Consider the following 23,036-nt stretch of genomic DNA (forward strand, 5'->3'; position numbering starts at 1 on the left):
CGCATGGCGCGCATCTTCACTCTCGGGAGTCCACATGGCGACGCGCTCAAGTTCTACCGCCTGAACGGTGAAGAGGCGCTCGGGCATCCGTTCGAATGGCGCATCGAGGCGCTTGCCGCGAGTCACAACGTGTCGCTGCGCGAACTGCTCGGCAAGGCGGTGACGGTGCGCTGCGAACTCGCCGGGGGCGGGGAGCGCTACCTGAACGGCATCGTTGCGCGCGCCTCGCTGATCGGGCGCCACGCCGAGCGTTACTACGCGTACGAACTGATCGTGCGGCCGTGGCTCTGGCTCGCGAGCCGCAGCGCCGACTGCCGCATCTTCCAGGAGAAAAGCGTGCCGCAGATCGTGCAGCAGGTGCTCTCGCCCTATGGCTTCCCGATAGAGAGCCGGCTGACCGAAACCTACGCGCCGCGCGAGTATTGCGTGCAGTACAACGAGACCGATCTCGACTTCGTCTCGCGGCTCATGGAGGCGGAGGGAATCTATTATTTATTCCGCCATGAGGCCGGTACACACACGCTCGTGCTGTGCGACGCCATGGCCTCGCATGGCGATCTGCCGGGCTACGCGACGATTCCGTATATCGGCCGCGACCGCGCCGCGATTGCCGACGAGGAGCATATCGACAGCTGGCAGCCGGTTCAGGAGGTGAGCGCGGGGCGGCGCGAGGCGAGCGATTACGACTATACGAAGCCGCATGCGGACCTGGGCGTTCAGCGCGCCGAGCCGCGCGGCCACGATCACGACGATTATTCGGTGTACGAATGGCCCGGCGGGTATCGCGACGACGCACACGGCGCGCAGCGCAACCGCGTGCGCCTCGAGGAGCTGCAGGCGGTCTATGACCGCGCGCAGGCGCATACCGACGTGCGCGCCTGCGCGCCCGGTTATCTGTTCGAGCTCACGCGCTGTCCGCGCGCGGACCAGAATCGCAAATACCTGATCGTGCGCTGCGCGTACCGCTTCCAGGAGAACCCGTACGCGAGCCACACCAGCAACGAGCCGGTGCTGCACGAGGCCGATCTGCTCGCCCAGCCCGACATCCTGCCGTACCGCGCGCCGCGCACGACGCCGGTGCCGCGCACCAATGGCCCGCAGACGGCGGTCGTGGTCGGACCGCCCGGCGAGGAGATCTGGACCGACCGCTATGGCCGCGTGAAGCTGCAGTTCCACTGGGACCGTTACGGGCGGCGCGACCAGGACTCCTCGTGCTGGGTTCGCGTTTCGAGCCCGTGGGCGGGCGGCGGCTTTGGCGGCGTGCAGATTCCGCGCGTCGGCGACGAGGTGATCGTCGACTTCCTGAACGGCGATCCCGATTATCCAATCGTGACCGGACGCGTCTACAACGCCGCGCGCATGCCGCCTTGGGGTCTGCCGGTGAGCGCGACGCAAAGCGGGCTGCTCTCGCGCTCGACGCCGGGAGGCACGCCTGAACATGCGAACGCGCTGCGCTTCGAGGACCGCAAGGGATCGGAGCAACTGTGGATGCATGCGGAGCGCAATTTCGACGCGGAGACAGAACTCGACCATTCGCTCTCCGTGGGACACGACCACACGCACACGGTCGGCAATGATGAAACGATGCAGGTGAAGAACAATCGGCAGCAGAGCGTCGGACAGAACGAGACAGTCAACATCGGGCAGCATCGGGTCGCGCAGATCGGCGGCAATGAGACCACCAGCGTAGGCGGAAGCCATAGCGTCACCGTGAAGGGCGACAGCACGCATACGGTCACCAACGGCAATCACAGCTTCACCGTGGCAAACGGCACGCATACCGTGCAGGTCGAACAGACCAGCACGCATGCGGTGGCCGCCGGTTCGCGCATCGTCGATGTGGCCGGGGGCGACTACAGCGTGACGGCGGCGACCGCAGTACTCCTGTACGGCAAAAAGCAGGGGGTGGGCATCACCGGCGACGGTGGCGTCGGCATCACGGGCAGCAAGCTCGGTGTCGACGTGATCGGGAACGACGGCGGTGTCGGCATCACCGGCGATGGCAAGGGCCGGGGCGTGGAGGTCAACGGGACAGGCAAGGGCGTCGTCATCACCGGCGCCCCGTTTACGGAAGTCTATGGCGCGACCAACGTGGACATCTCCGCCCCCACAGTCAACGTGGGCGATCAGGACGTCAAGCAGGTCAACATCAGCGCGAAGAAGATCGTCATCTCGACAGAGGGCGCGAGCATCGAGCTCGACGCGTCAGGGATCACGATTCAGGGGACGATCGCCCATATCAACTAGTCGCGCAGCGAAATGGAGAGGATCTTATGGACGCTCACGCAGATCAGACCGATGCAGCGATGGCAACGCAAGCCACGTGCATCGATCCCGACACCATCGACGACGCCACACGCGCGAAGCTGCGCGCCCTGTTCGATGCGGGCATGGCCCCAGGTCCGGCAGCACCCGCGCGAGCGCCCGGCATGGAGGGGCTGCTCGCAGGCGAGGTGACCGACACCCATCATCCGGACAGCCCCGGCCGGGTTCGGGTGCGCTGGCACTCCGCCCAGGGCGACGCCGTGGAGTGCTGGCTGCAATGCCTGCGCGGGCAACGGCCGCGCAGGGGCGATCGCGTGCTCGTCGAGCAGCCGGCGAACTGGCCGGAGCCGCTTGTCACGGGGATTCTTTCAGCAGGCCACGCAGCGGGCGAAGCAGGCATCGCCGAGGCGCCGGGAATGCACAGCGCAACGCACGCGAGCCAGATCGTGAAGCTCGCGCCCGACGAGTGCTTGCAGATCGACGATGCACACGGCAAACCGCTCGTGCAGATTCTCGCTTCAAGCGCGGGGCCAGTGGTTCGCCTCATGAGCCCGAACGTTAACCTGGAGGCCGCGGGCAAGCTCAGCCTGCGCGCGCACACGCTGGAACTGGAGGCGGGCCGCGGCGGCGTCGATATCCGCACCGAGGCCGATACGGTGGTGCGCAGCCGCTACATCCGCTTGAACTGACGCACGAGAGCATCGGGTGATGCAGCGCGAATTTGCCGCCACGGATGCTGCGCTGGGCGCGTTCATCGAGCAGCCCGACCATCCGACGCTCGTGCTCGGTGCGACCGATCTCGACGTCGTGCTCGCGTTCAGGATGCTGCAGGAACGCGATCGGCGCGACGCACAGCGCGTCTACCTGCTGTTTCCGTTCGAATGCGACGCGCCAGGCCGCTTTGTGCAGCAGTGCATGGCATCGCTCGCTGCGCAGATCGCCGCCGAGAACCAGGCGCGCGCGCAGGAGAGCGTGGCGCCCTGGGCCGAGCTGCCGCTGCTTTGCACCGATCCGGGACAGCCCGCCGCCCGGCGGCTAAGAGCGGCGATCGAGCACGTGCGGACACTGGTTGCGGATGGCGTCGATATCGTCTGGGGGCTCATGCCATCGACGCTCGCGGACGCCGACGGCTACCGCGAGATGGTGTTGCCGCTGCTCGCGCTCGATGGCTTCGAGGCGTGGATGGAGGGCCACCGCTTCTGCGTTCGCGACGATCGTTCGCAGCGCTTCCTGCTGCCGCAGGAGCAACGCGCGCGAGCGCAACACGTGCTCGTGCTCGACCTCGATGCTTCGACGGAAAAGACCGCGGACGTCCTGGTGGGCGCGATGAACGATGCGGCCCGCCCGCTGGCCGAGCGGATGCAGGCGGCGATGCAGCTGGCCGCGCTCGATCTCACGCACGGTCGGCTCGACCAGGCGCTGGAAAAATATCGCTTGCTGTATGGCTGGCATCGCGAGCAGCGCAACCCGCTCGGGCAGGCGCTGGCGCTGGGCGGCATCGGCGATGTCGCGACCCGCAGCGGCCAGCACGCCGATGCGAACCGCTGGTACGCACATGCGCTCGATGCCGCGGCGGACAGCGGCAACCTGGGGGTGACGCTGAATCTGCTCATGGCGTCGGGAGAATCTTGCCTGCGCCTGAAACAGCCCGCGCTCGCGGTCGAATATTTCGAGCTCGCGAGCCGCGGTGCGGACAAGCTGATGTTCCCCCACGGGACCGTCGCCGCGCTGGAGAAGCTGGGCGTGGCGCTGCTGGGTGCGCACAAGACCGCCGAGGCTGCGCGCGCGTGGACCGAGGCTAAGGCGCTGTGCGAACGCTTCGGTTGCGAGCATCAGCGCCGCTCGCTGCTCGAACGACTGGCCGCGTTGTATGCGCAGGCCGGCTTGAAGACGCAGGCTAAAGCCTACGAGATGGAGAAAAATCGGATTCCTGCATATCGTGAGGGAGCGTGCCGATAATGAGCCCCCCACCTGGGAATCCGGCCAGCCCGGCTAACGAGCCGCCCCCGCCGCCTGCGCCGTTGATCGCGCCGACCGGCAACACGTCGGTCGACGCGCTTGCCAGTGCGGTCAACGCTGGAGCGCAGCCGTTTCAGCAGCTCGGCAACCCGAAGGCTAACACGCTTGATCGCGTCACTAACGTCGTGAGCGGCGCGGTGGGCAGTCTCGGTGCGCTCGACCAGCTGCTCAATACGGGCATGGCGATGATTCCCGGCGCGAATCTCGTGCCCGGCATGCCGGCCGCGTTCATCGGGGTGCCGCATCTCGGTGTGCCGCATGCGCACGCGCACCCGCCGAGCGATGGCCTGCCGATGCCGAGCTGCGGCATGACGATCGGAAGCGGCTGCCTGAGAGTGCTGTATGGCGGTATGCCAGCTGCGCGGGTGCTCGATATCGGCCTCGCGCCCACCTGTGGCGGCTTTGCACCCATCTTCGAGATCTGCACCGGATCGAGCAATACCTTCATCGGTGGCGCGCGTGCGGCGCGCATGGCGCTGGACCTGACGCGTCACTGCAATCCGCTCGGCATGAGCGGCACGGGGCACGCCGCGCAGGAGGCTGAGAAGGCGAGCGCACTGAAGCGTGCGATGCACATTGCCGGAATGGCGGCGCCGGTGGCCTCCGGCGGGCTGACGGCCGCCGACCAGGCCGCGGATGGCGCTGGGGCGGCCGCCGTTGAGATGACGGCGGCGCAGACAGCGGCAGACGCGATCGCGATGGCGATGAGCAATCTGATGGGCAAGGACCCCGGCGTTGAGCCAGGAATGGGAACACTGATCGATGGCGACGCGAGCGTCCTGATCGGCGGCTTCCCGATGCCCGATGCGCTTGCTATGTTGATGCTGGGTTGGGGACTGCGCAAGAAGGCGCACGCGCCAGAAGATGCCGGGGAATCCAAGCGTACTGAGCAAGGGGAATGCAAGGGAGGACACCCTGTCGACGTGGTCAGAGGCACGGCGGAAAACGAGTTTACCGACTATCAGACCGTCGATGCGCCCGCATTCAAATGGGAACGCTACTACCGTAGCGACTGGAGCGATCGCGACGGCGCGCTGGGCTTCGGCTTTCGTCACAGCTTCCAGCACGAACTGCACGTGCTGCGCACGCGCGCGATTTACGTGGACCCCCACGGTCGCGCTTATGTGTTCAGGCGCAGTGCCTCGGGACGCTACGAGGACGTATTCGCAGGGTACGAACTCGAGCAGCATGGGGAGAGTCGATTCGTCCTGCTGCACGGCACGCTCGGCGAATTCACATTCGAGCGTGCGACTGCGGCGCAAGCATCGGCACGGCTCGTACGCCGTATGCACGAGGGTGTCGAAAGCACGATGCGCTACGCAGGCGACGGCACGTTGCGGCACATCGAACAAATAGCTGGGCGTGAGCAGCGCCGCCAGGTGATCGACCTGATTTACGATGCTCGCGGCCACATCGTGGAACTGCGTGTGACCGATCCTCGAAAGGTTGCCCGGTGCGTCGCCAGTTATCGCTACGATGCCGTCGGGTGCCTCGTCACGTCCACCGATGCGCTCGGCGCTTCGATGTCCTTTGGCTACGACACCCGGCGGCGCATGATCCGCGAAACGGACGCCAATGGCTATTCGTTTTCCTACCGTTACGACAGCGACGGCCGTTGCGTGGAAAGCGCGGGGCAGGACGGCCTGTGGCGGGTGTTGCTCGACTATCAGCCTGGCCGCACGGTGGTTACGCAGGCCGATGGCGGCAGATGGACCTACCTGTACGACGCGGCACGCACGGTCACGCGTATCGTCGATCCCTATGGCGGTGCGACCGAACGCGTGACCAGCGACGACGGGCGCATTGTCGAGGAGGTTGATTCGGGCGGGCGCGTCATGCGCTGGCTCTATGATGAGCGGGGTGAAAATACCGGACGCCTGGATCGCTGGGGAAATCGCTGGCCCACGCGTGACGAGGCGCCCGTGTTGCCCAACCCCCTGGCGCACGTCGTCCCTGCGAGGCCGCTGGAACTGCTCTGGGGGGATGTGAAACCCGAAGACCTGCCGGACCGGCTGCTGCTGCCGCCGGAAATCGAGGCAGTCGCGGCGGCCGCTTTCCCACATCGCGCGGGCATCCTTGAGCCCGCCGAGCGACGTGATGGAGCGGGACGCGTGATCGCGCGCACGAACAAATCCGGGTACACCGAATGTCTGCACCGTGACGCCGCGGGCAACGTGGTGCATATGCGCGACAGGGACGGACGCGACTACCGCTACACCATTGCATCGTGGAACCTGCGTGCAAGTGAAACCGATCCGCTGGGCCACACCGTCCGATACCGGTATTCACGCAAACATGAAACTACGGCCATCGTCGACGCGAACGGCAACGAGAGCACGTACACGTACGACTACAAGAACCGGCTCACGCGTATAGCACGACACGGGACGATTCGCGAATCGTACGCATACGACGCGGGCGACCGGGTGATTGAAAAACGGGATGGTGCCGACAATACGTTGCTGCGTTTCGAGGTAGGCGATAACGGCCTGCATAGCAAGCGCATCCTCGCGAGCGGCGAAACCCATTCCTACGAGTACGACCGTCACGGCAACTTTACCAGGGCGTCGACAGATAAGTTCGAAGTCACACTCACGTACGACGCATACGGTCGCCGCACTGGCGACAAGCGCGATGGGCGCGGGATAGAGCACAGCTTTGTCGCCGGACGTCTCGCGAGCACGATTTATTTTGGGCGTTTCGTCGTGTACTACGAAATGGACACAACCGGCGATTTGATGATTCGTACACCGGGTGGGGACGTCCATCGGCTACAACGCGCCGCGGACGGCACGGTACTGCTGCGGCTAGGTAACCGCACCAATGTGTTGTACGGGTTTGATGCAGACGGCCGATGCACCGGGCGGCTGAGTTGGCCGGAGGGGCGCACTGCTGAGTACCATTGTGTGCAATACCGGTACAGCGCAGTGGGTGAGTTGCAGTGTGTGACCGACAGCACCGGCGGCACCACGGAGTACCAATACGATGTCGCGCACCGGTTGGTCGGCGAGAGCCGCAATGGATTGACCGTTCGACGCTTTGAGTACGACCGCGGAGGAAACCTCCTGTCGACGCCGACCTGCCAGTGGATGCGCTACACCGAGGGCAACCGGCTTTCGGACGCCGCGTGTGGTGCTTTTCGCTATAACAGCCGCAATCACCTGGCCGGGCAGATCGACGAGAACAACTGTCGCACTCTCTATCGCTACAACAGCATGGACCTTCTGTTACAGGTCGAATGGAGCGATCGAGACGATGTCTGGACGGCGGACTACGATGGCCTGTGCCGCCGGGCCTGCAAAGCCATGAACGGGAGGCAAACGGATTTTTACTGGGACGGAGACAGGCTCGCAGCCGAAAAAGGACCAGACGGCCGGATTCGGATATACCTGTACGTGAACGAGGAAGCGTTCCTGCCTTTCATGTTCATTGACTATCCGACCGAGCACACATTGGCTGAATCGGGGCAAGCGTATTTTGTCTTCTGCGCACATGCCGGGTTACCGGAGTGGATCGAGAACTCGGATGGTCGGGAGGTGTGGCGCAGCCTCAACAGTGATCCATATGGGCTCGTTGATGTCGCGCAGACGGAAGGCGAGCGTGTGGACTATAACCTGCGGTGGCCGGGACACTATTTCGACCCTGAAACGACACTCCACTACAACCGCTTTCGATCGTACAGCCCGCATCTCGGGCGGTATCTGCAATCTGATCCTGCAGGGCAGTCGGGCGGTATCAACCTGTACACATATACCGCCAACCCGCTCACCTACGTTGATGTCATGGGCCTGAGTTGCCCGCATGGAGAGAAAACGGAATCCGAGTGCCCGGAATGTGGAAGGATCAGCGAGGATCCCGAGGTAGTGAGGCTGACTGATGAAAAAGATGAATGGAAAGGCCTTCAAAAGGTGTACCAGGAGGAATTTGAGGACGAGACGGGTTATTCAAAATATCTTGTACCTCCTAACACGCTCGGAGAGTATCACGCCATAAAAGGGATAATCACTGACCTCGAAAAGCGGATAGAAGCGGCACGCAAGGCAGCAGATCGACGCCCCGTTGTAGTCAAATACGCGGAAAAGGTGAATTCACACGAAAAATGGGGGTGGGAAGACTTTGCGACGGACTTATCGGAAGGCCAAAAAGAAAAGATAAGGAAGCAGGCCATAGATGAAAAACTTGTACCCTACGTTCCATACAAACCAATGAAGGATGAATTCGGAAATGACATGCTGGATGCAGACAATAACGTTATATTTTCACAGTATCCTGACTTTTCGAAAGTTGTGATGCCAGATGGGCGAGTCGTCTCTGTCATTGAAAAAACTTTTGATATGCCGAAACATCTTTGGCAAGAAGACGATAACGTTCATTTTAGAGAAGCTAACGAGAATGCGGGTGGGAAAAAACCGTATGTTACCTGGCATCATAGCGAGATTGGTGGCAGATTGGAGCGTGTGCCGCTCGGGTGGCACAATATGATTAATCACATAGGCGGGCGTTCGGAGGGGCACTGGGCGCATATGCCCGGAGGAAGAAAGTGAAGGAGCAAACATCATGAAAATAGAATCCGGATCCTTTTTGGGAAGGCCCCCTACGGCGGCCATTAGTAGCGTCGAGCGAGCGTACCGAATAAGTTTTCCGAAGGATTATCTTCGTTTCCTTGATACGTATAACGGAGCGGTTCCGGTAGATCTTTGCGTTGAGATCGACGGTCATGAACGGTTGATTGTCTTTTTTTTATCTATTCTGGATCGCCGCGTCGATGTAGGAGAGGCCTGGGTGACTGATATTTCCACTACCTTAGCCCAGATCGGAGCGCGTTTGGTCGAGGATAGTGACAAGGATAAGGTTGGATTGAAATTAATTCCGTTCGCCGCCCTTTTTGGCGGTGATTATTTATGTCTCGATTTTCGAAATAATTATGCGAAACCGTCGGTGGCGTATTGGGATCATGCTTCAACAGTCTTTCAACCGATCACCAGTCACGTTGCGCTTTCTTTCGGAGAATTCTGCAAAGGCCTTGGAATGGCATGATTGTGCTTTCCCGACTGTTTGTCCTGCCTGGCTACAACGCAGGTGCAAACGCGGAGAAATTATATCCACTGGTGTCTTGCTTCGCCCGAGTCAGGACCAGAATCATTTACTTCACATCGCGGTGCCGCGGGTTGTGCGCATACTTGTCGTTTTATTAGCGCGACAATTTGGTTTGTCTCCAGAAAGTGCGGAAGGGGCTGATTGTAAAATTCAATAGCCTTGTCATGTCGCCGCTCGGCGGCGATTCGCGCGGATCCGATCGGCCGTCTCGGCGCCGATCATTGTTACGGGGGGCGGCAATGCGACGCCGGCAACCTTCTTTCCGTTGCGGTATGCAGGCGAATTGTCGATGACCCCGGGGGATTGTCGAACGGCTCCCTTTGGTCACCGTTGTTTGAGGCGGTAGCCCTGATTTTCAGGAAATCCCCTCCTTAAAATCAGGAATATCCTGAATGCTGTATGGCTGTTGCGAAACGTATCAAATTGATTGCGCTGGAAACTGGATTTGTCGAAAGCCGGAAAATCTGGAAGCCAGATTTACTTGCGCGCTAACTGTCGCGTGAATGCGACAATTACCCCGGGCTGAAGCATGGTGAAAGCCGCGCGCATAATAATTTTTCAGAGCAAACGTTTGCGAATATCCATTCCGCATAGTCCGGGGCGCAAACGCGGCGCGCCCTGATATCATGCGCACCGTCTATTTCGTCTGAGTAATATCCGGTAAGACATCGGGAGACGTTCACCGATGCCTCTGACCGCACGGGCGCGCCTTCCGCGGCAGGTCAATCCGGTTATTGAGGACTGTTTATTGTTCCGGCCTTGCGGTCGGCATGCAGCGCATGCCCACACCGATACGGCGGGGAGACCATGGCACGTGCCGCAGAACATTGGGCATGCCGCAAAAAACGAAGAAGTCGAACAAGAAGCAACAGCATGTGCAATGCAAGTGAAACGCGGCGTGATGCCGCGGGGAAGCGCGCGACCGTCCCGTTGATGGCGTTGCTGGTGTACCTGTGTCCCGCAGTGTTTCTCGCTGCCGGGACGGCGCATGCACAGCTGGCAGATCCGGCCGCCGAGCAGGAACAGCGCCGTCGCGCGCAACAGCAGGCCATCGAGCGCGAACGCGCGCTGCAAGCCCCGAATGTCCAGCTTCAGGCTCCCAGCGGTGTCGAAATCGATAACGGCAAGGTTCCGGTCGAGTCGCCGTGCTTCAACGTGCAAGATATCTCGCTGGAAGTGCCGCAGGGTTTGAGCCCCGCTGTCGAGGCCGCTGGTGCACGTGCGCTGTCACCCAATCCGCTCTTCCCTGGCGAACTGACCTTCGCCGATGACTACCTGCAGCGCTATCGCGGTCAATGCGTGGGTCGCGACGGGCTCAACCTGATCGTGCATCGCCTGATGGCCCGCATCATCGAGAAGGGTTACTCGACGACCCGGGTCGTCATCGCGCCGCAGGACCTGTCTACGGGCAGGCTGAAGCTCGAACTGATCCCGGGCGTCATCAGCGCGATCCGTTTTTCCGACCCCTCTGTGTACGGGACCTGGCGCAACGCATTTCCGACCTGGGCGGGTGACCTCCTGAACCTGCGCGACCTTGAGCAGGGCCTCGAGCAGATGAAGCGCGTGCCGAACCAGGACGTCGACATGCAGATCGTGCCGGGGCCATTGCCGGGCGAGAGCGATGTCGTGATTAGCGTAAAGCGGCAGAAGCCGTGGTCGCTCGCGCTGAGCGTCGACGACAGCGGCCTGAAGTCGACCGGCCAGCTTCAGGGGACGGCGAGCCTCACGATTGACAATCCGCTCGGTCTGTCCGACGTCTTCAACGTGAGCTACAACCACGATCTCAACGGTCACGAGAGTCGGTACGGTACGCACGGCAGCAGTGCGTATTACTCGATACCGTGGGGAAACTGGACCTTCACCGGAACTGCGAGCCAGTACGACTATCACCAGCAGATCGCAGGTGCGTTCTCAACGCTCGTATCCAGCGGCACGTCGAAAACTTTCGACGTCAAGACGGAGTACCAGTTCTATCGCAACCAGGTACAGAAGAATTCGCTGGAATTCCGCGTAGGGAAGTACTTTAGCCAAGCCTTCATCGATGGCAGCGAACTCGACGTCCAGCATCGCGACAACAGCTTTGCCGAGATCGGCTGGGAGCACAAGCACTACTTCGGGGCAGCGCAGCTCGACAGCAGGATCGCATATCGCTGGGGCGTGCCCTGGTTCGGCGCGCAGCCCGATCTACCGGGTGTCGGGAGCGGCACGCCGACCTTCTATTACCACATCGAAACGCTCAACGCGACGCTGCAGGTGCCGTTCACGCTCGGCCGCGTGGCGCTTCGCTACACGGGCACGGTGAGCGCGCAGAACTCTCCCGACGTGCTGTATCCGACCGAATACTTTTCGATCGGCAGCCGCTATACCGTACGGGGCTTCGACGGCAACACGATGCTGGCCGCAGAAAAGGGTGTGTTCATCCGCAACGACCTGGAGATGCCGGTCATGAACACGGGCCAGGCGCTGTACCTGGGGCTCGACGCAGGCGAAGTCTTCGGCCCTGAAGCCAACAACCTGCTTGGCCGGCGTCTTGCCGGCGCCGTCATTGGCCTGCGCGGCAGCGTGGTCCGGCACGTCAGCTACGACGTCTTCATCGGCGGCCCGCTGTACCAGCCCGAGCGTTTCCCGAACCACTGGCCCGTGGCGGGCTTCAGCGTGAGCGTCCTGCTATGAACAAGAACCTGTTTCGCGTCATCTTCAATGCGGCTCGCGGGCTGTATGCGGCCGTCCAGGAAACCGCGACAGGCTCCGGAAAGGGTCGTTCGACCGGTGTCTCCCGCAAGCGCCCAATTTTCGGCATCCGCCCCAGTTTTGTCGACATGCTGTCGATGCGGCATGTCGCATTCGCGGCCTTGTGCGTGTTCGGTCTGCACCCGGTTTTTGCTGATGCCCAGGTCGTCGCTGCTCCCACCTCCGGCAGCAGGCCGGTTGTCGGCGTGGCCGGCAACGGTGTGCCTCTCGTCCAGATTGCCACGCCCAATGGCGCTGGTGTCTCGAACAATCCGTATACCCAGTTCAACGTCGGCACACAGGGCCTCATCCTCAACAACTCGCCGGGCAATGTCCAGACCCAGCTGGGCGGGTACGTGGCCGGCAATGCAAATCTCGTTGGCGGCAGCGCGCGCGTCATCGTGAACCAGGTCGTGGGCGGCAATCCGAGCCAGCTGCTGAGCTACACCGAGGTCGCGGGCCAGAAGGCCGATGTGATTTTGGCTAATCCATCGGGCATCTTCTGTAGTGGTTGCGGCTTCATCAACACGAGCCGCGGTGTTCTGACGACCGGCACGCCGGTGTTCGGCGGAACGGGCAGTCTCGATGCGTTTCACGTCACGGGCGGCCAGATCCAGATCGGCGCATCGGGGCTGAACGGCAGCAACGTCGACCAGGTCGACCTGATTGCCCGTAGTGTGGCCGTCAACGGCAAGGTCTGGGCGAACCAGTCGCTCAATGTCGTCACCGGTAACAATGACGTGCGCTACAGCGATCTGGGCACCCAGTCGCTTGGGCCCGACGGCAACAGCCCGGGTGTGGCGATCGACGTCGCGCAGCTCGGCGGCATGTATGCCGGCAAGATCCGGCTCGTGGGCACGGAGGCCGGCGTCGGCGTGAACAGCGCCGGCACGATCGCCTCGCAGGCCGGCGACGTCCAGCTGAGCAGCCAGGGCAAGGTGACCCTGTCTGGCACGACGACCGCTAACGGCAACGTCGCGATACAGGCGGCAGGCGACGTAACAAACAGCGGTTCCGTCTATGCGACGCAGAATGCCACCGTCAGCAGTCAGGGGCAGGTGGGCAACAGCGGCACGATTGCCGCGCTCGGCAATACGGGCGTCACGGGTGCGGGCGTGAATTCGACTGGTGTGCTGGGTGCGGGCATCGATGCGAACGGCAACGTTACGGGAACCGGGAGCCTCTCGGTGGCGGCTACGGGCGCCGTGAGCGCGACCGGCCAGCAGCTGTCGGGTGGCGACCTCACGCTGTCGGGCAGCAGCCTGACCATGGGGAATGCCCAGACGTCGGCGAAGGGCAATGCCGCACTGACGGCAACGGGTGCGGGCGGCGACACCGGCAACATCGTGCATACAGGCGCGTCCCTGCAGATCGGCGGGAGCCTGACGGCCAATGCCGCAGGAACCTTCACGAACGATCAGGGGCAGATCGGCGCCGGGCAGTTAGGCGTGGCGGCTGCGGGCATCTCGAATCGTGGCGGAACACTGACGCAAAGCGGCGCGGGCGCGACGACGCTCTCCGCGTCCGGTGCATTCGACAATACGGGCGGCACGCTCACGACGAACGGGCAAAACGCCGCGATCCAGTCGGGGAGCCTGACCAATGCGAACGGCACACTCAGTCATGCGGGCGCCGGGGCGCTGAACATCCAGACCGGCGCACTCGACAACAGCCACGGCAGCATTGCAACGAACGGACAGGCCACGATCGCGGCCGCAAGTCTCGCGAACGGCTCCGGTTCGATCGCGTCGGCGCAGGCGCTTGGCCTGAAGTCGAACGGCGACATCGACAACACCGCAGGGCAGATCGAAGCTGCCGGCGCGGTGAACGTCTCGGGCGCGAACGTGCAGAACACGGCCGGACGCATCGTGTCGGAGAACGCCGACGGCCTGACGCTCACGGCGGGCGGCCAGATCACGAACGCGGCCGGGACGACCGCCCAGGGCGCGACGGGTGGCGTGATTGGCGGTAACGGCAACGCGACGATTCAGGCAGGCTCGCTGACCAGCAGCGGCACGGTCACGGCCGCGCAGACGCTGGCCACCACCGTCACCGGCGCGTTGAACAACAACGGCGGTTCGATGAGTGGCGCCACGATCAACGCGAACGCGGCGTCGCTCACGAACGCAAACGGGTCGATCAGCGCGAACACCGTGTCGCTCACCGCCCCGCAGCTCGACAACAGCAACGGCCAGATCACCGCGAACCAGCTCAACCTGAGCGCCACGAATCTGACGAACGGACACGGCACCGTGACCCAGCTCGGGTCGGGGGCGATGGGCGTCAATGTCAGCGGCGCGCTCGACAATTCGAATGGCGGCGTCCTCCAGACCAACAGCACGGACCTGACGCTTGCGCCTTCGACGTTGAACAACAACGGAGGCGCGATCACCCATGCCGGCACGGGCACCCTGACGATCAACGCAGGCAGTGGCGCGGGCGCGTTGACCAATGCCGCCGGGAAGATCGTCACCAACGGAAAGGTAAGCCTGTCGGCGGGAAGCGTGGATGACACAGGCGGCACGATCTCTTCCCAGACGGGCTTGAGCGCGACCGTGGCCGGCGCCCTGAACAACACGAACGGTCAGCTGACGTCGAATGGCGATCTGGGCGTGACGAGCGGTGCCGCCATCAAGAACGCCGGCGGCACGATTGCCGCGGCGGGTAACGGGTCGGTTCAGGCGCAGTCGCTCGCGAACAGCGGAAGCATCACCGCCGGGCAAACGCTTGCTACCACTGTCGCCGGCGCGCTGGACAACAGCGGCGGGACGATGGGGGCGCAGACGCTCACGGCCAGTGCCGCAACGCTTACGAACGCGAAAGGGTTGTTCAGCGGCAGTGCCGTGTCTCTTACCGCGCCGCAGTTCGACAACAGCGGCGGGAAGATCACGGCGAACCAGCTCGACGTCAACGCAACGAACCTGACGAACCACAATGGCACGTTGACCCAGCTCGGTTCGGGTGCCATGGGCGTCAATGTGAGCAACACGCTCGACAACTCGGGCAGCGGCGTCATCCAGACGAACAGCACGGACCTGACGCTCGCGCCAGCTTCATTGAACAACAATGGCGGTACCATCACGCACGCCGGCACGGGGACGTTGACGATCGATGCAGGCAACGGCGCAGGTACGTTGACCAATGCCGGCGGGAAGATCGTCACGAACGGCCAGGTAACCCTGTCGGCGGGGAGCGTGGACGACACCGGCGGCGCCATCGCCGCGCAGACAGGATTGAGCGCAACGGTCACCGGTGCGCTGAACAATACCAACGGCCAGATCGCGTCGAATGCGAACCTGCGCGTTTCCAGTGGCACCGACATCACGAACACCGGCGGCACGATTGCGTCATCGGGCAATACCACGCTGCAGGCCGCGTCGCTGACGAACGGCGGCAGTATCACGGCCGGGCAGAATCTGGGCACCACTGTCGCGGGTACGCTCGATAACAGCAACGGGACATTGAGCGCCCAGTCAGTGACGACGCATTCAGGTTCGCTGAGGAATGCAAACGGTGTCGTTAGTGGCAACAGTGTATCTCTCAGCGCCCCGCAGCTCGACAACAGTGGCGGCAAGATCACGGCGAACCAACTGGACGTCACTGCCGCGAACCTGACAAATCATGGTGGCACTTTCACCCAGCTCGGCTCGGGAGCCATGGGCGTCAGTGTCAGCGGCACGCTCGACAATTCGAACGGCGGCGTCCTCCAGACCAACAGCACGGACCTCACGCTCACACCGGCATCGTTGAACAACAATGGTGGGACGGTCACCCACGCCGGGACCGGCACCCTTACGATCGATGCGGGCAATGGTGCGGGTGCCGTCACCAACGTGAACGGCTCGGTCGTCAGTAACGGGAGCGTGGCATTGAGCGCCGGCAACCTGGACGATACTGGCGGCGCGATCGGAGGCCAGGCGGGTCTCACCGCGACTGTCGCCGGCACACTGACCAACACGAACGGCCAGCTCGTATCGAACGCGGACCTCAGCGTCACCAGTGGTGCAATCACGAATGCCGGCGGGAAGATCGCCGCGTCGGGCAATAATACTGTGCAGGCCGCAACGCTGACGAACGGCGGCAGCATTACGGGCGGACAGAACCTCGGTGCGACCGTAAGCGGGACGCTCGATAACAGCAACGGGACGCTGAGCGCCCAGTCAGTCACAGCCAGCGCAGCGTCTTTCAAAAACGCGAGTGGCGTTGTCAGCGGCAATACCGTCCAGATGACGGCGCAACAGTTCGACAACAGTCGCGGCCGGATCATCGCTAACCAGCTTGCGCTCACCGCACCGAACCTGACCAACGAAGGCGGATCGATCACGCAACTCGGGACCGGCACGATGGGCCTGGGCGTGAGCGGTACGCTCGATAACTCGAACGGCGGGGTGATCCAGACCAACAGCACGGACCTCACGCTCGCGCCGTCAACGCTGAACAATAACGGCGGTACCATCACTCACGCCGGCACCGGCACGCTGTCGATCAGTGCGGGCAACGGCGCAGGCACAGTCTCCAATGTCGGCGGGAAGATCGTCACAAACGGTCAGGCATCGGTATCGGGCGGCAGTCTGGACAATACCGGTGGCACGCTGGCGTCGCAGGGCGTGATGTCGGTGACTGACCAGGGGACGCTGAACAACACCGGTGGCCGGTTGTCATCGGGGACCGGCGTGAGCGCTTCGAGCGGCGGCGCGCTGCTCAATGCCGGGGGCGTGATCGGCGCGGGCGGTGTTGCAAGCGGCAGCACATTGAGCCTGAGCGCGGCCTCGATCGACAATACGGGTGGGGCGATTACCAACGTCGGGACGGGTGCCACGACCGTGAGTGGCGGTAGCCAGATCACGAACAGCAATGCGGCCGGGGCATCCGGCATGGGCTCGATCAGCGGCAACGGCGACGTGACGCTGAACGCCATCTCGATTTCCAACACGCAGGGCGGTCAGCTCGGCGGCGCGAACCTCCAGATCAACGCCGGAAATCTGGACAACAGCGGCGGGGCGATTGGGAATGTGGGCAACGTTGCAGGTGACGTCGGGATCACGACCGGTACCCTCGCAGGCACAAGCGGCCGGATCAACGCGTCGCGCAACCTGGCCGTGACGGCGAACGCGCTGTCCGGAGGCGGTGCGTACAGCGCAGTGAACAATCTCTCGCTGAACCTGCAGGGAGACTTCGCGACTTCTGCGAACTACAGTTTCAGCGCGGGCAACAACCTCTCGTTCACCCTTCCAGGTACATTCAGCAACGGGGGCAGCTTCTCGGCCGTCAACGGCCTCACCGTCAATGCGGGCGACATCACGAACTCGGGCACGCTCGCCGCAGGCGGTCTGCTGACCACCCGTTCGAACACGCTGACGAATACCGGCACGATCGTCGGCGGCAGCGTGTCGCTCAATGCGTCACAAACGCTGTCGAATCTTGGACCCAGCGCGCTGATCGGTGCAACGGACAGCGCGGGCACGCTCGAACTGCTTTCCGCCGATATCGAAAACCGGGACGACACGACGGGAGGCGACACGCAGGCAACGACCGCGATCTATGGTCTGGGGAACGTCGTCCTGGCCGGCGGCAAGGACGCGAACGGAAACTACACCCGCGCGAACCTGATCCACAACCAGTCCGGTCTGATCCAGTCGGGTGGTGACATGACGCTCGCCGCGAACCAGGTGACGAACACCCGGCGCGTGATGACAACGAGCGGGTCCTACGACAACGCGGTCGATCCGGCGCTGCTGAGCCAGCTCGGCATCAGCCTGCAGGGGTGTGACGCCACGTATATGGCCGCGTGCGGGCCTGGCAATCCGCAGGTGCTGGGTTCGAAGGGCGATCCGTCGCTGATCGGCGGCGTGCCGACCGATCCGCCGCACGGCGGCCAGTGGAACAGCACGTACCAGTACACGACCTATACCGGTACCGCGCTCGCCAACGTCGTCACGTCGACCAGCCCGCAGTCGCAGATCATCGCGGGTGGCAACATCAATGCGTCGTCGGTGGGCACGCTCCAGAACTACTGGAGCCAGGTGGCCGCCGGGGGCAATATCGCGGCGCCCCACGCACTCGACCAGGAAAGCTGGCAGGGCCAGACGGCACCCGGTGTGCAGGTCACGTATTCGGGCGAGTATCACTACGACAACTACGACAACTCCGAACACAACTGGCAACTGCCGTTCGGCAACGCCGGGTTCGTCACGTCCAATCCGGGCGGCTATGCGCAGGCGGCGCCGGCTGATATTCGCACCTATGCGTTGCCGGCGTACGAGTCGACGTATACGGCGCGCGGGACGATTAGCGGTACGGGCGTGACGATCAACAACACCGCCGGCAACGCGGGCGTGACGCCGCTGGGCCTGCTGCCGGGGCAGTCGGTTTCGGGCGGGAGCGCCGGGTCCGTCAATGGCACCATCAACGCGGCCGGCGTTGGCGCAGTCGGCGCGGGCGCGGTGAGCGGAGCGATCGGGACGGGCGGTGTGGCCGTGACTGGCGCGGGTGCGGTGAGCGGATCGGTGGGCACAGGCGGCGGCACGCATTCGACGACGGTCGCGGTTCAGGGCGGCCGCGTCCTCAACAGCGGTCTCGCGAACTCCAGCAACCCGACCGTTGCAGCCGCGACGGCGGGCACCGTGCTGAACAACATCACCGTGCCGTCGGGCGGCCTTTTCCATAGGGATACCGCGCCGAACGCGCCGTACCTCGTCGAGACGAACCCTGCCTTTGCGAACCAGCAGCAGTGGCTTTCGAGCGACTACTACTTCCAGCAGATGGGCCTGAACCCCGCCCAGACGCAGATGCGCCTGGGCGACGGGTTCTACGAGCAGAAGCTCGTCCAGGACCAGATCCTCTCGATGACCGGGAAGTCTGTGCTCACGAACTATGCCGACACGCAGGATGAGTTCAAGGCGCTGATGACGTCAGGCGCTGCGCTTGCGAAGTCGCTCGACCTGGCGCCCGGCACCGGCCTGTCGCCCGACCAGGTGGCGCAGCTCACGAGCAACGTGGTCATCATGCAGACCCAGGTCGTCGACGGGCAGTCGGTGCTGGTGCCGGTCGTCTATCTGGCGAAGGCGAGCCAGGAGAACATGGGCAATGGTCCGGTCATCGCCGCGACGAATATCGATCTGCAGAATGCGCAGACGGTGACCAACAGCGGCACGATCAGTGCCACTAACAGCTTCGCGATCGGTGCGCAGAGTATCGACAGTTCGTTCGGCACGTTGCAAAGCGGCGGCCAGATGTCGCTCGTGACGACGGGCGACGTGAACCTGACCTCGGCGACGGTGAAGGCGGGCAGCCTGAACCTGCAGGCGGGCGGCAACCTCGTGCTCGACACGGCGGTGAACACGCTCAACCAGGTCAGTGCCACGGGCGCGACGCGCACCTCGACCACGCTTGGGCCGGCAGCTAGCATCGACGTGGCGGGCAACGCGCTGATCACGACAGGCGGGAACTTCGAGCAGAACGCCGGGAGCCTCACCGTGGGCGGTGCACTCGGCATGAGCATCGGCGGCAACTGGAATCTCGGCGTGCAGGAGACTGGCGAGACGAAGGTGGTTGCGCGCGCGAACGGCATCTCCGATACGCATTTCGTGGGCGATACGGGCAGCAGCGTGAAGGTGGGCGGCACATCCGCCATCGCCGTGACCGGCGACCTGACGGCGACCGGCGCGAAGCTCGATCTGGGCGGTGGCGGCACGATCGTGGCGGGCGGCAACGTGACGCTTCAGTCCGCAACTGCGACCTCGACGCTCAACAGCAACAGTTCCGGCAGCGACAGTCACGGCAGCTCCTCAGATTCGGAGCATCTCTCCGACGACGCGGTGACGGGCACGACGCTCAGAAGCGGTGACAGCCTGAATATCGTGTCCGGCAAGGACCTCAACGTGACAGGCAGCACCATCGACCTGACGAAGGGTAACGTCGCGCTCGCTGCGGCAGGCGACGTGAATATCGGTGCGACGACCGAAACGCACGTTTCCGACGTCCAGCAGGCGGGAAGCCACAGCGGAATCGTGAGCAGCACGAGCCGGGCGAGCACGCGCGATACGACGACGACTGTCGCCGACGGGAGCACGATCTCGGCGGACGGTGTGTCGATCTCGAGCGGCAAGGATCTGAACATCAAGGGCAGCACCGTTGTCGGGACGAACGACGTGTCGCTTTCCGCCGCGCACGACGTGAACATTACGACGACGCAGGATACGATGCAGTCGTCAGGCACGTACGAGGAGCATCACTCGGGGTTGATGGCAGGCGGAGGCATTGCGGTGTCCGTCGGCAGCAGCAAGCTGGCCACCACCGACCAGGAGTCGAGCGTCACGAACAATGCGAGCACGATCGGCTCGCTCAACGGCAACCTGAGCGTCCAGGCCGGCAACACCGTGCACGTGACGGGCAGCGATCTCATTGCGGCGAAGAACGTGACGGGCACGGCCGCGAACGTCATCATCGATGCGGCGACCGATACCTCGCATCAGGCCCAGACGCAGCAGACAAGCAAGAGCGGCTTGACACTCGGTCTGTCGGGTTCGGTCGGGGACGCGATCAACAATGCGGTGAGCGAGACGCAGGCGGCGCGCAACGATGCGGGCACAAACGATCGCGCTGCGACACTGCATTCCATCGCCGCAGCGGGTGACACAGCGACGGTTGGCCTCGCTGCTGCCGATGCGATGAAGGGTGGGACACCGAGCATTGCAATCCAGTTGAGCGTCGGTTCCAGCCACAGCCAGAGCCAGTCGTCCGAAGACCAGGCAACCCAGCGCGGCTCGTCCGTGCAGGCGGGCGGTACGGCGGCGTTCGTGGCAACCGGCGACGGTACGCCTGGCAGCGGCAACGTGACCATCGCGGGTTCGAACGTGAATGCGAACGATGTGCTGCTGGCTGCGAAAAACCAGGTCAACATCATCAACACGACCAATACGGACTCGACGCGCAGTTCGAACAGTTCCAGCAGCGCGAGCGTCGGGGTGTCGTATGGCACGCAGGGCTTTGGCGTGTCGGCGTCGATGTCGAACGCGCATGGCGATGCGAACAGTGACGCGGCGATCCAGAATGCCTCGCATGTGAACGGCACGAACAGCGTGACGGTCGTATCGGGCGGTGACACGAATATCACCGGCTCTCAGGTCAACGGCGGCAAGGTCGTCGCGGACGTGGGTGGCAACCTGAATATCACCAGCGTGCAGGACGTGACGAACAGCGCGGCGCACCAGAGCAGCGCCGGCGGGGGCTTCAGTATCAGCCAGGGCGGCGGCAGTGCCAGCTTCAGCGCGCAGAATGGCCACGCCGATTCGAACTACGCGGGCGTGAACGAGCAGGCCGGGATCAATGCGGGCGATGGCGGGTTCGACGTCAACGTGAAGGGCAATACGGGGCTGACGGGCGCGGTGATCTCCAGCACGGCGGATGCGTCGAAGAACAGCCTGACGACCGGGACCATTACTTTCGGCGATATCCAGGACCAGTCGCACTATAGCGCGTCGAGCAACGGCATCAGCGCTGGCGTAGGAATCGGCAATACGGGCAAGGCGGTCGGCCCGGGTTCGCGTGGCGGTACGGGCGGCGTATCGCCAATGATTTCGCAGAACGACAGCGGCGATTCGAGCGCGACAACGCGCAGCGCGGTGAGCGCCGGCACGATCAGTGTAACGAACCAGGCCTCGCAAACGCAGGACGTGGCCGTTCTGAGCCGCGACACGACGAGCGCGAACGGCACGGTCTCGAAGACGCCGGATGTGCAAAACATCCTCTCGCAGCAAGCCGACACGATGCAGGCTGCACAGGCCGCGGGGCAGGCGGTCGCGCAAGGGATCGGAGCATATGCGGATGCCAAGGAACAAGCTGCCCTGAAGGCCGGCGATACGGCAACTGCCGCAGCATGGGCTGAAGGTGGAGATAGTCGCGCGCTGTTGCAGGCAGCGGGCGGTGCGCTCATTGGCGGGCTCGGTGGCGGTAGCGTCTTTACAGCAGTCGATGGTGCGGCTAGCGCGGGCCTGTCCTCGAAATTGGCTCCGGCCTTGAACGATATTGCGCAGGGTGTCGAATCAGAAACTGGTTCGGCCCTACTCGGTAATCTCGCGGGGAATGTGGTTGCTGGCCTGGGCGGGGCGCTTGTGGGCGGTACGGCGGGCGCTGCTACGGCATCGAACGTGCAGTTGTACAACCAGCAGTATGATCCGTTGATGCCGAAAAAGAGCTTGGTCCCGTCCTCCTGCACGGCAACGGGCCCCTGCAATGAATCGGTGATGACGGCTCAGATGAATGCGACTGGTGCGAATGCGCAGGCGGTACTCAATACGCCCGCAGCGTTGCCAGCCGTAACAGCCGTGGCTGGTGTCGGAGGAACGCTCGTGGTTGGGTATGGAGTTTCGGCAGGTTTTGGCTTTTATCTCACGCCAGGATTCGGCAACACAACTTTCGATGCAGGTTTCTATGCTACATACGGTACCGGATACGGGTTCGACCCGTCTGCTGGTGGGGCAGTCGGCTTCAACAAAGGCAGCGCAGCCGACTTGCGCGGTGTGGCCTCTAACGTGAACACCGCCGTGTCCCTGGCTGACGTTGGCGTTGGCGGCTCGGTAACCTACAGTAACGGTCAAGCGACCGGTGCATCCTACGGAGTGGGAATCAAAGGCGTTCCTTCCATCGCAGGGGGAACTGTGTCCGTTACCAATATGACCACGTGTACTCTGGGAATTAGTAATATAACGAGCGGTTTGACTCAATCTATTTGCAAGTGAGGACGTTACTCCAGATGAGAGCACATCGAAGGACTCTTACGGCGAGCACAGCTTTGATTGTATTGGTCGTTGCGGCGCTTTTCTTCAGCGAGACCTTTAACACGATACGTTCGTTGCCTATCAAGCTTTTCGCAAGCGTCGCCACAGCAATCTTTGTCGTACTGTTGGTCTTGGCTGCTGTATCGT

General features: G+C 63.2%; 7 protein-coding genes. All 7 read left to right on the forward strand.

Features of this window, described 5'->3' with window-relative positions:
* The first annotated feature begins 3 nt into the window (after positions 1–3).
* The 7 genes from tssI to VSR72_RS23900 all read left to right on the forward strand — a co-directional run bounded on the left by tssI (position 4) and on the right by VSR72_RS23900 (position 22,850).
* Entirely contained in the window at positions 4–2,247 is a 2,244-nt protein-coding gene (gene tssI / locus VSR72_RS23870) for a type VI secretion system tip protein TssI/VgrG (RefSeq protein ID WP_342954798.1), read from the forward strand.
* 26 nt (positions 2,248–2,273) lie between these two features.
* Positions 2,274–2,954 (forward strand): hypothetical protein, encoded by a 681-nt coding sequence (locus tag VSR72_RS23875; RefSeq protein ID WP_342954799.1) that lies wholly within the window; start codon positions 2,274–2,276, stop codon positions 2,952–2,954.
* Positions 2,955–2,973: 19 nt separating this feature from the next.
* Entirely contained in the window at positions 2,974–4,224 is a 1,251-nt protein-coding gene (locus tag VSR72_RS23880; protein ID WP_342954800.1) for a hypothetical protein, read from the forward strand.
* Positions 4,224–8,828, forward strand: coding sequence for an RHS repeat-associated core domain-containing protein (locus VSR72_RS23885; protein WP_342954801.1), 4,605 nt, complete (start codon positions 4,224–4,226; stop codon positions 8,826–8,828). The genes VSR72_RS23880 and VSR72_RS23885 overlap by 1 nt, the downstream gene beginning before the upstream one ends.
* Positions 8,829–8,841: 13 nt before the next feature.
* A complete protein-coding gene (locus VSR72_RS23890) occupies positions 8,842–9,321 on the forward strand; it encodes an SMI1/KNR4 family protein (RefSeq protein WP_342954802.1) in 480 nt (159 codons plus the stop codon).
* 933 nt (positions 9,322–10,254) lie between these two features.
* Positions 10,255–12,054, forward strand: coding sequence for a ShlB/FhaC/HecB family hemolysin secretion/activation protein (locus VSR72_RS23895; protein ID WP_342954803.1), 1,800 nt, complete (start codon positions 10,255–10,257; stop codon positions 12,052–12,054).
* Positions 12,051–22,850 carry a hemagglutinin repeat-containing protein gene (locus tag VSR72_RS23900; protein WP_342954804.1) on the forward strand — a complete coding sequence of 3,600 codons (10,800 nt, stop codon included), beginning with the start codon at positions 12,051–12,053 and terminating at the stop codon, positions 22,848–22,850. Before VSR72_RS23895 ends, VSR72_RS23900 begins: the two co-directional genes overlap by 4 nt.
* Positions 22,851–23,036 lie beyond the last annotated feature (186 nt).

The sequence above is a fragment of the Paraburkholderia sp. JHI869 genome, from assembly GCF_038900775.1.
In the GTDB taxonomy this organism is placed as follows: Bacteria; Pseudomonadota; Gammaproteobacteria; order Burkholderiales; family Burkholderiaceae; genus Paraburkholderia.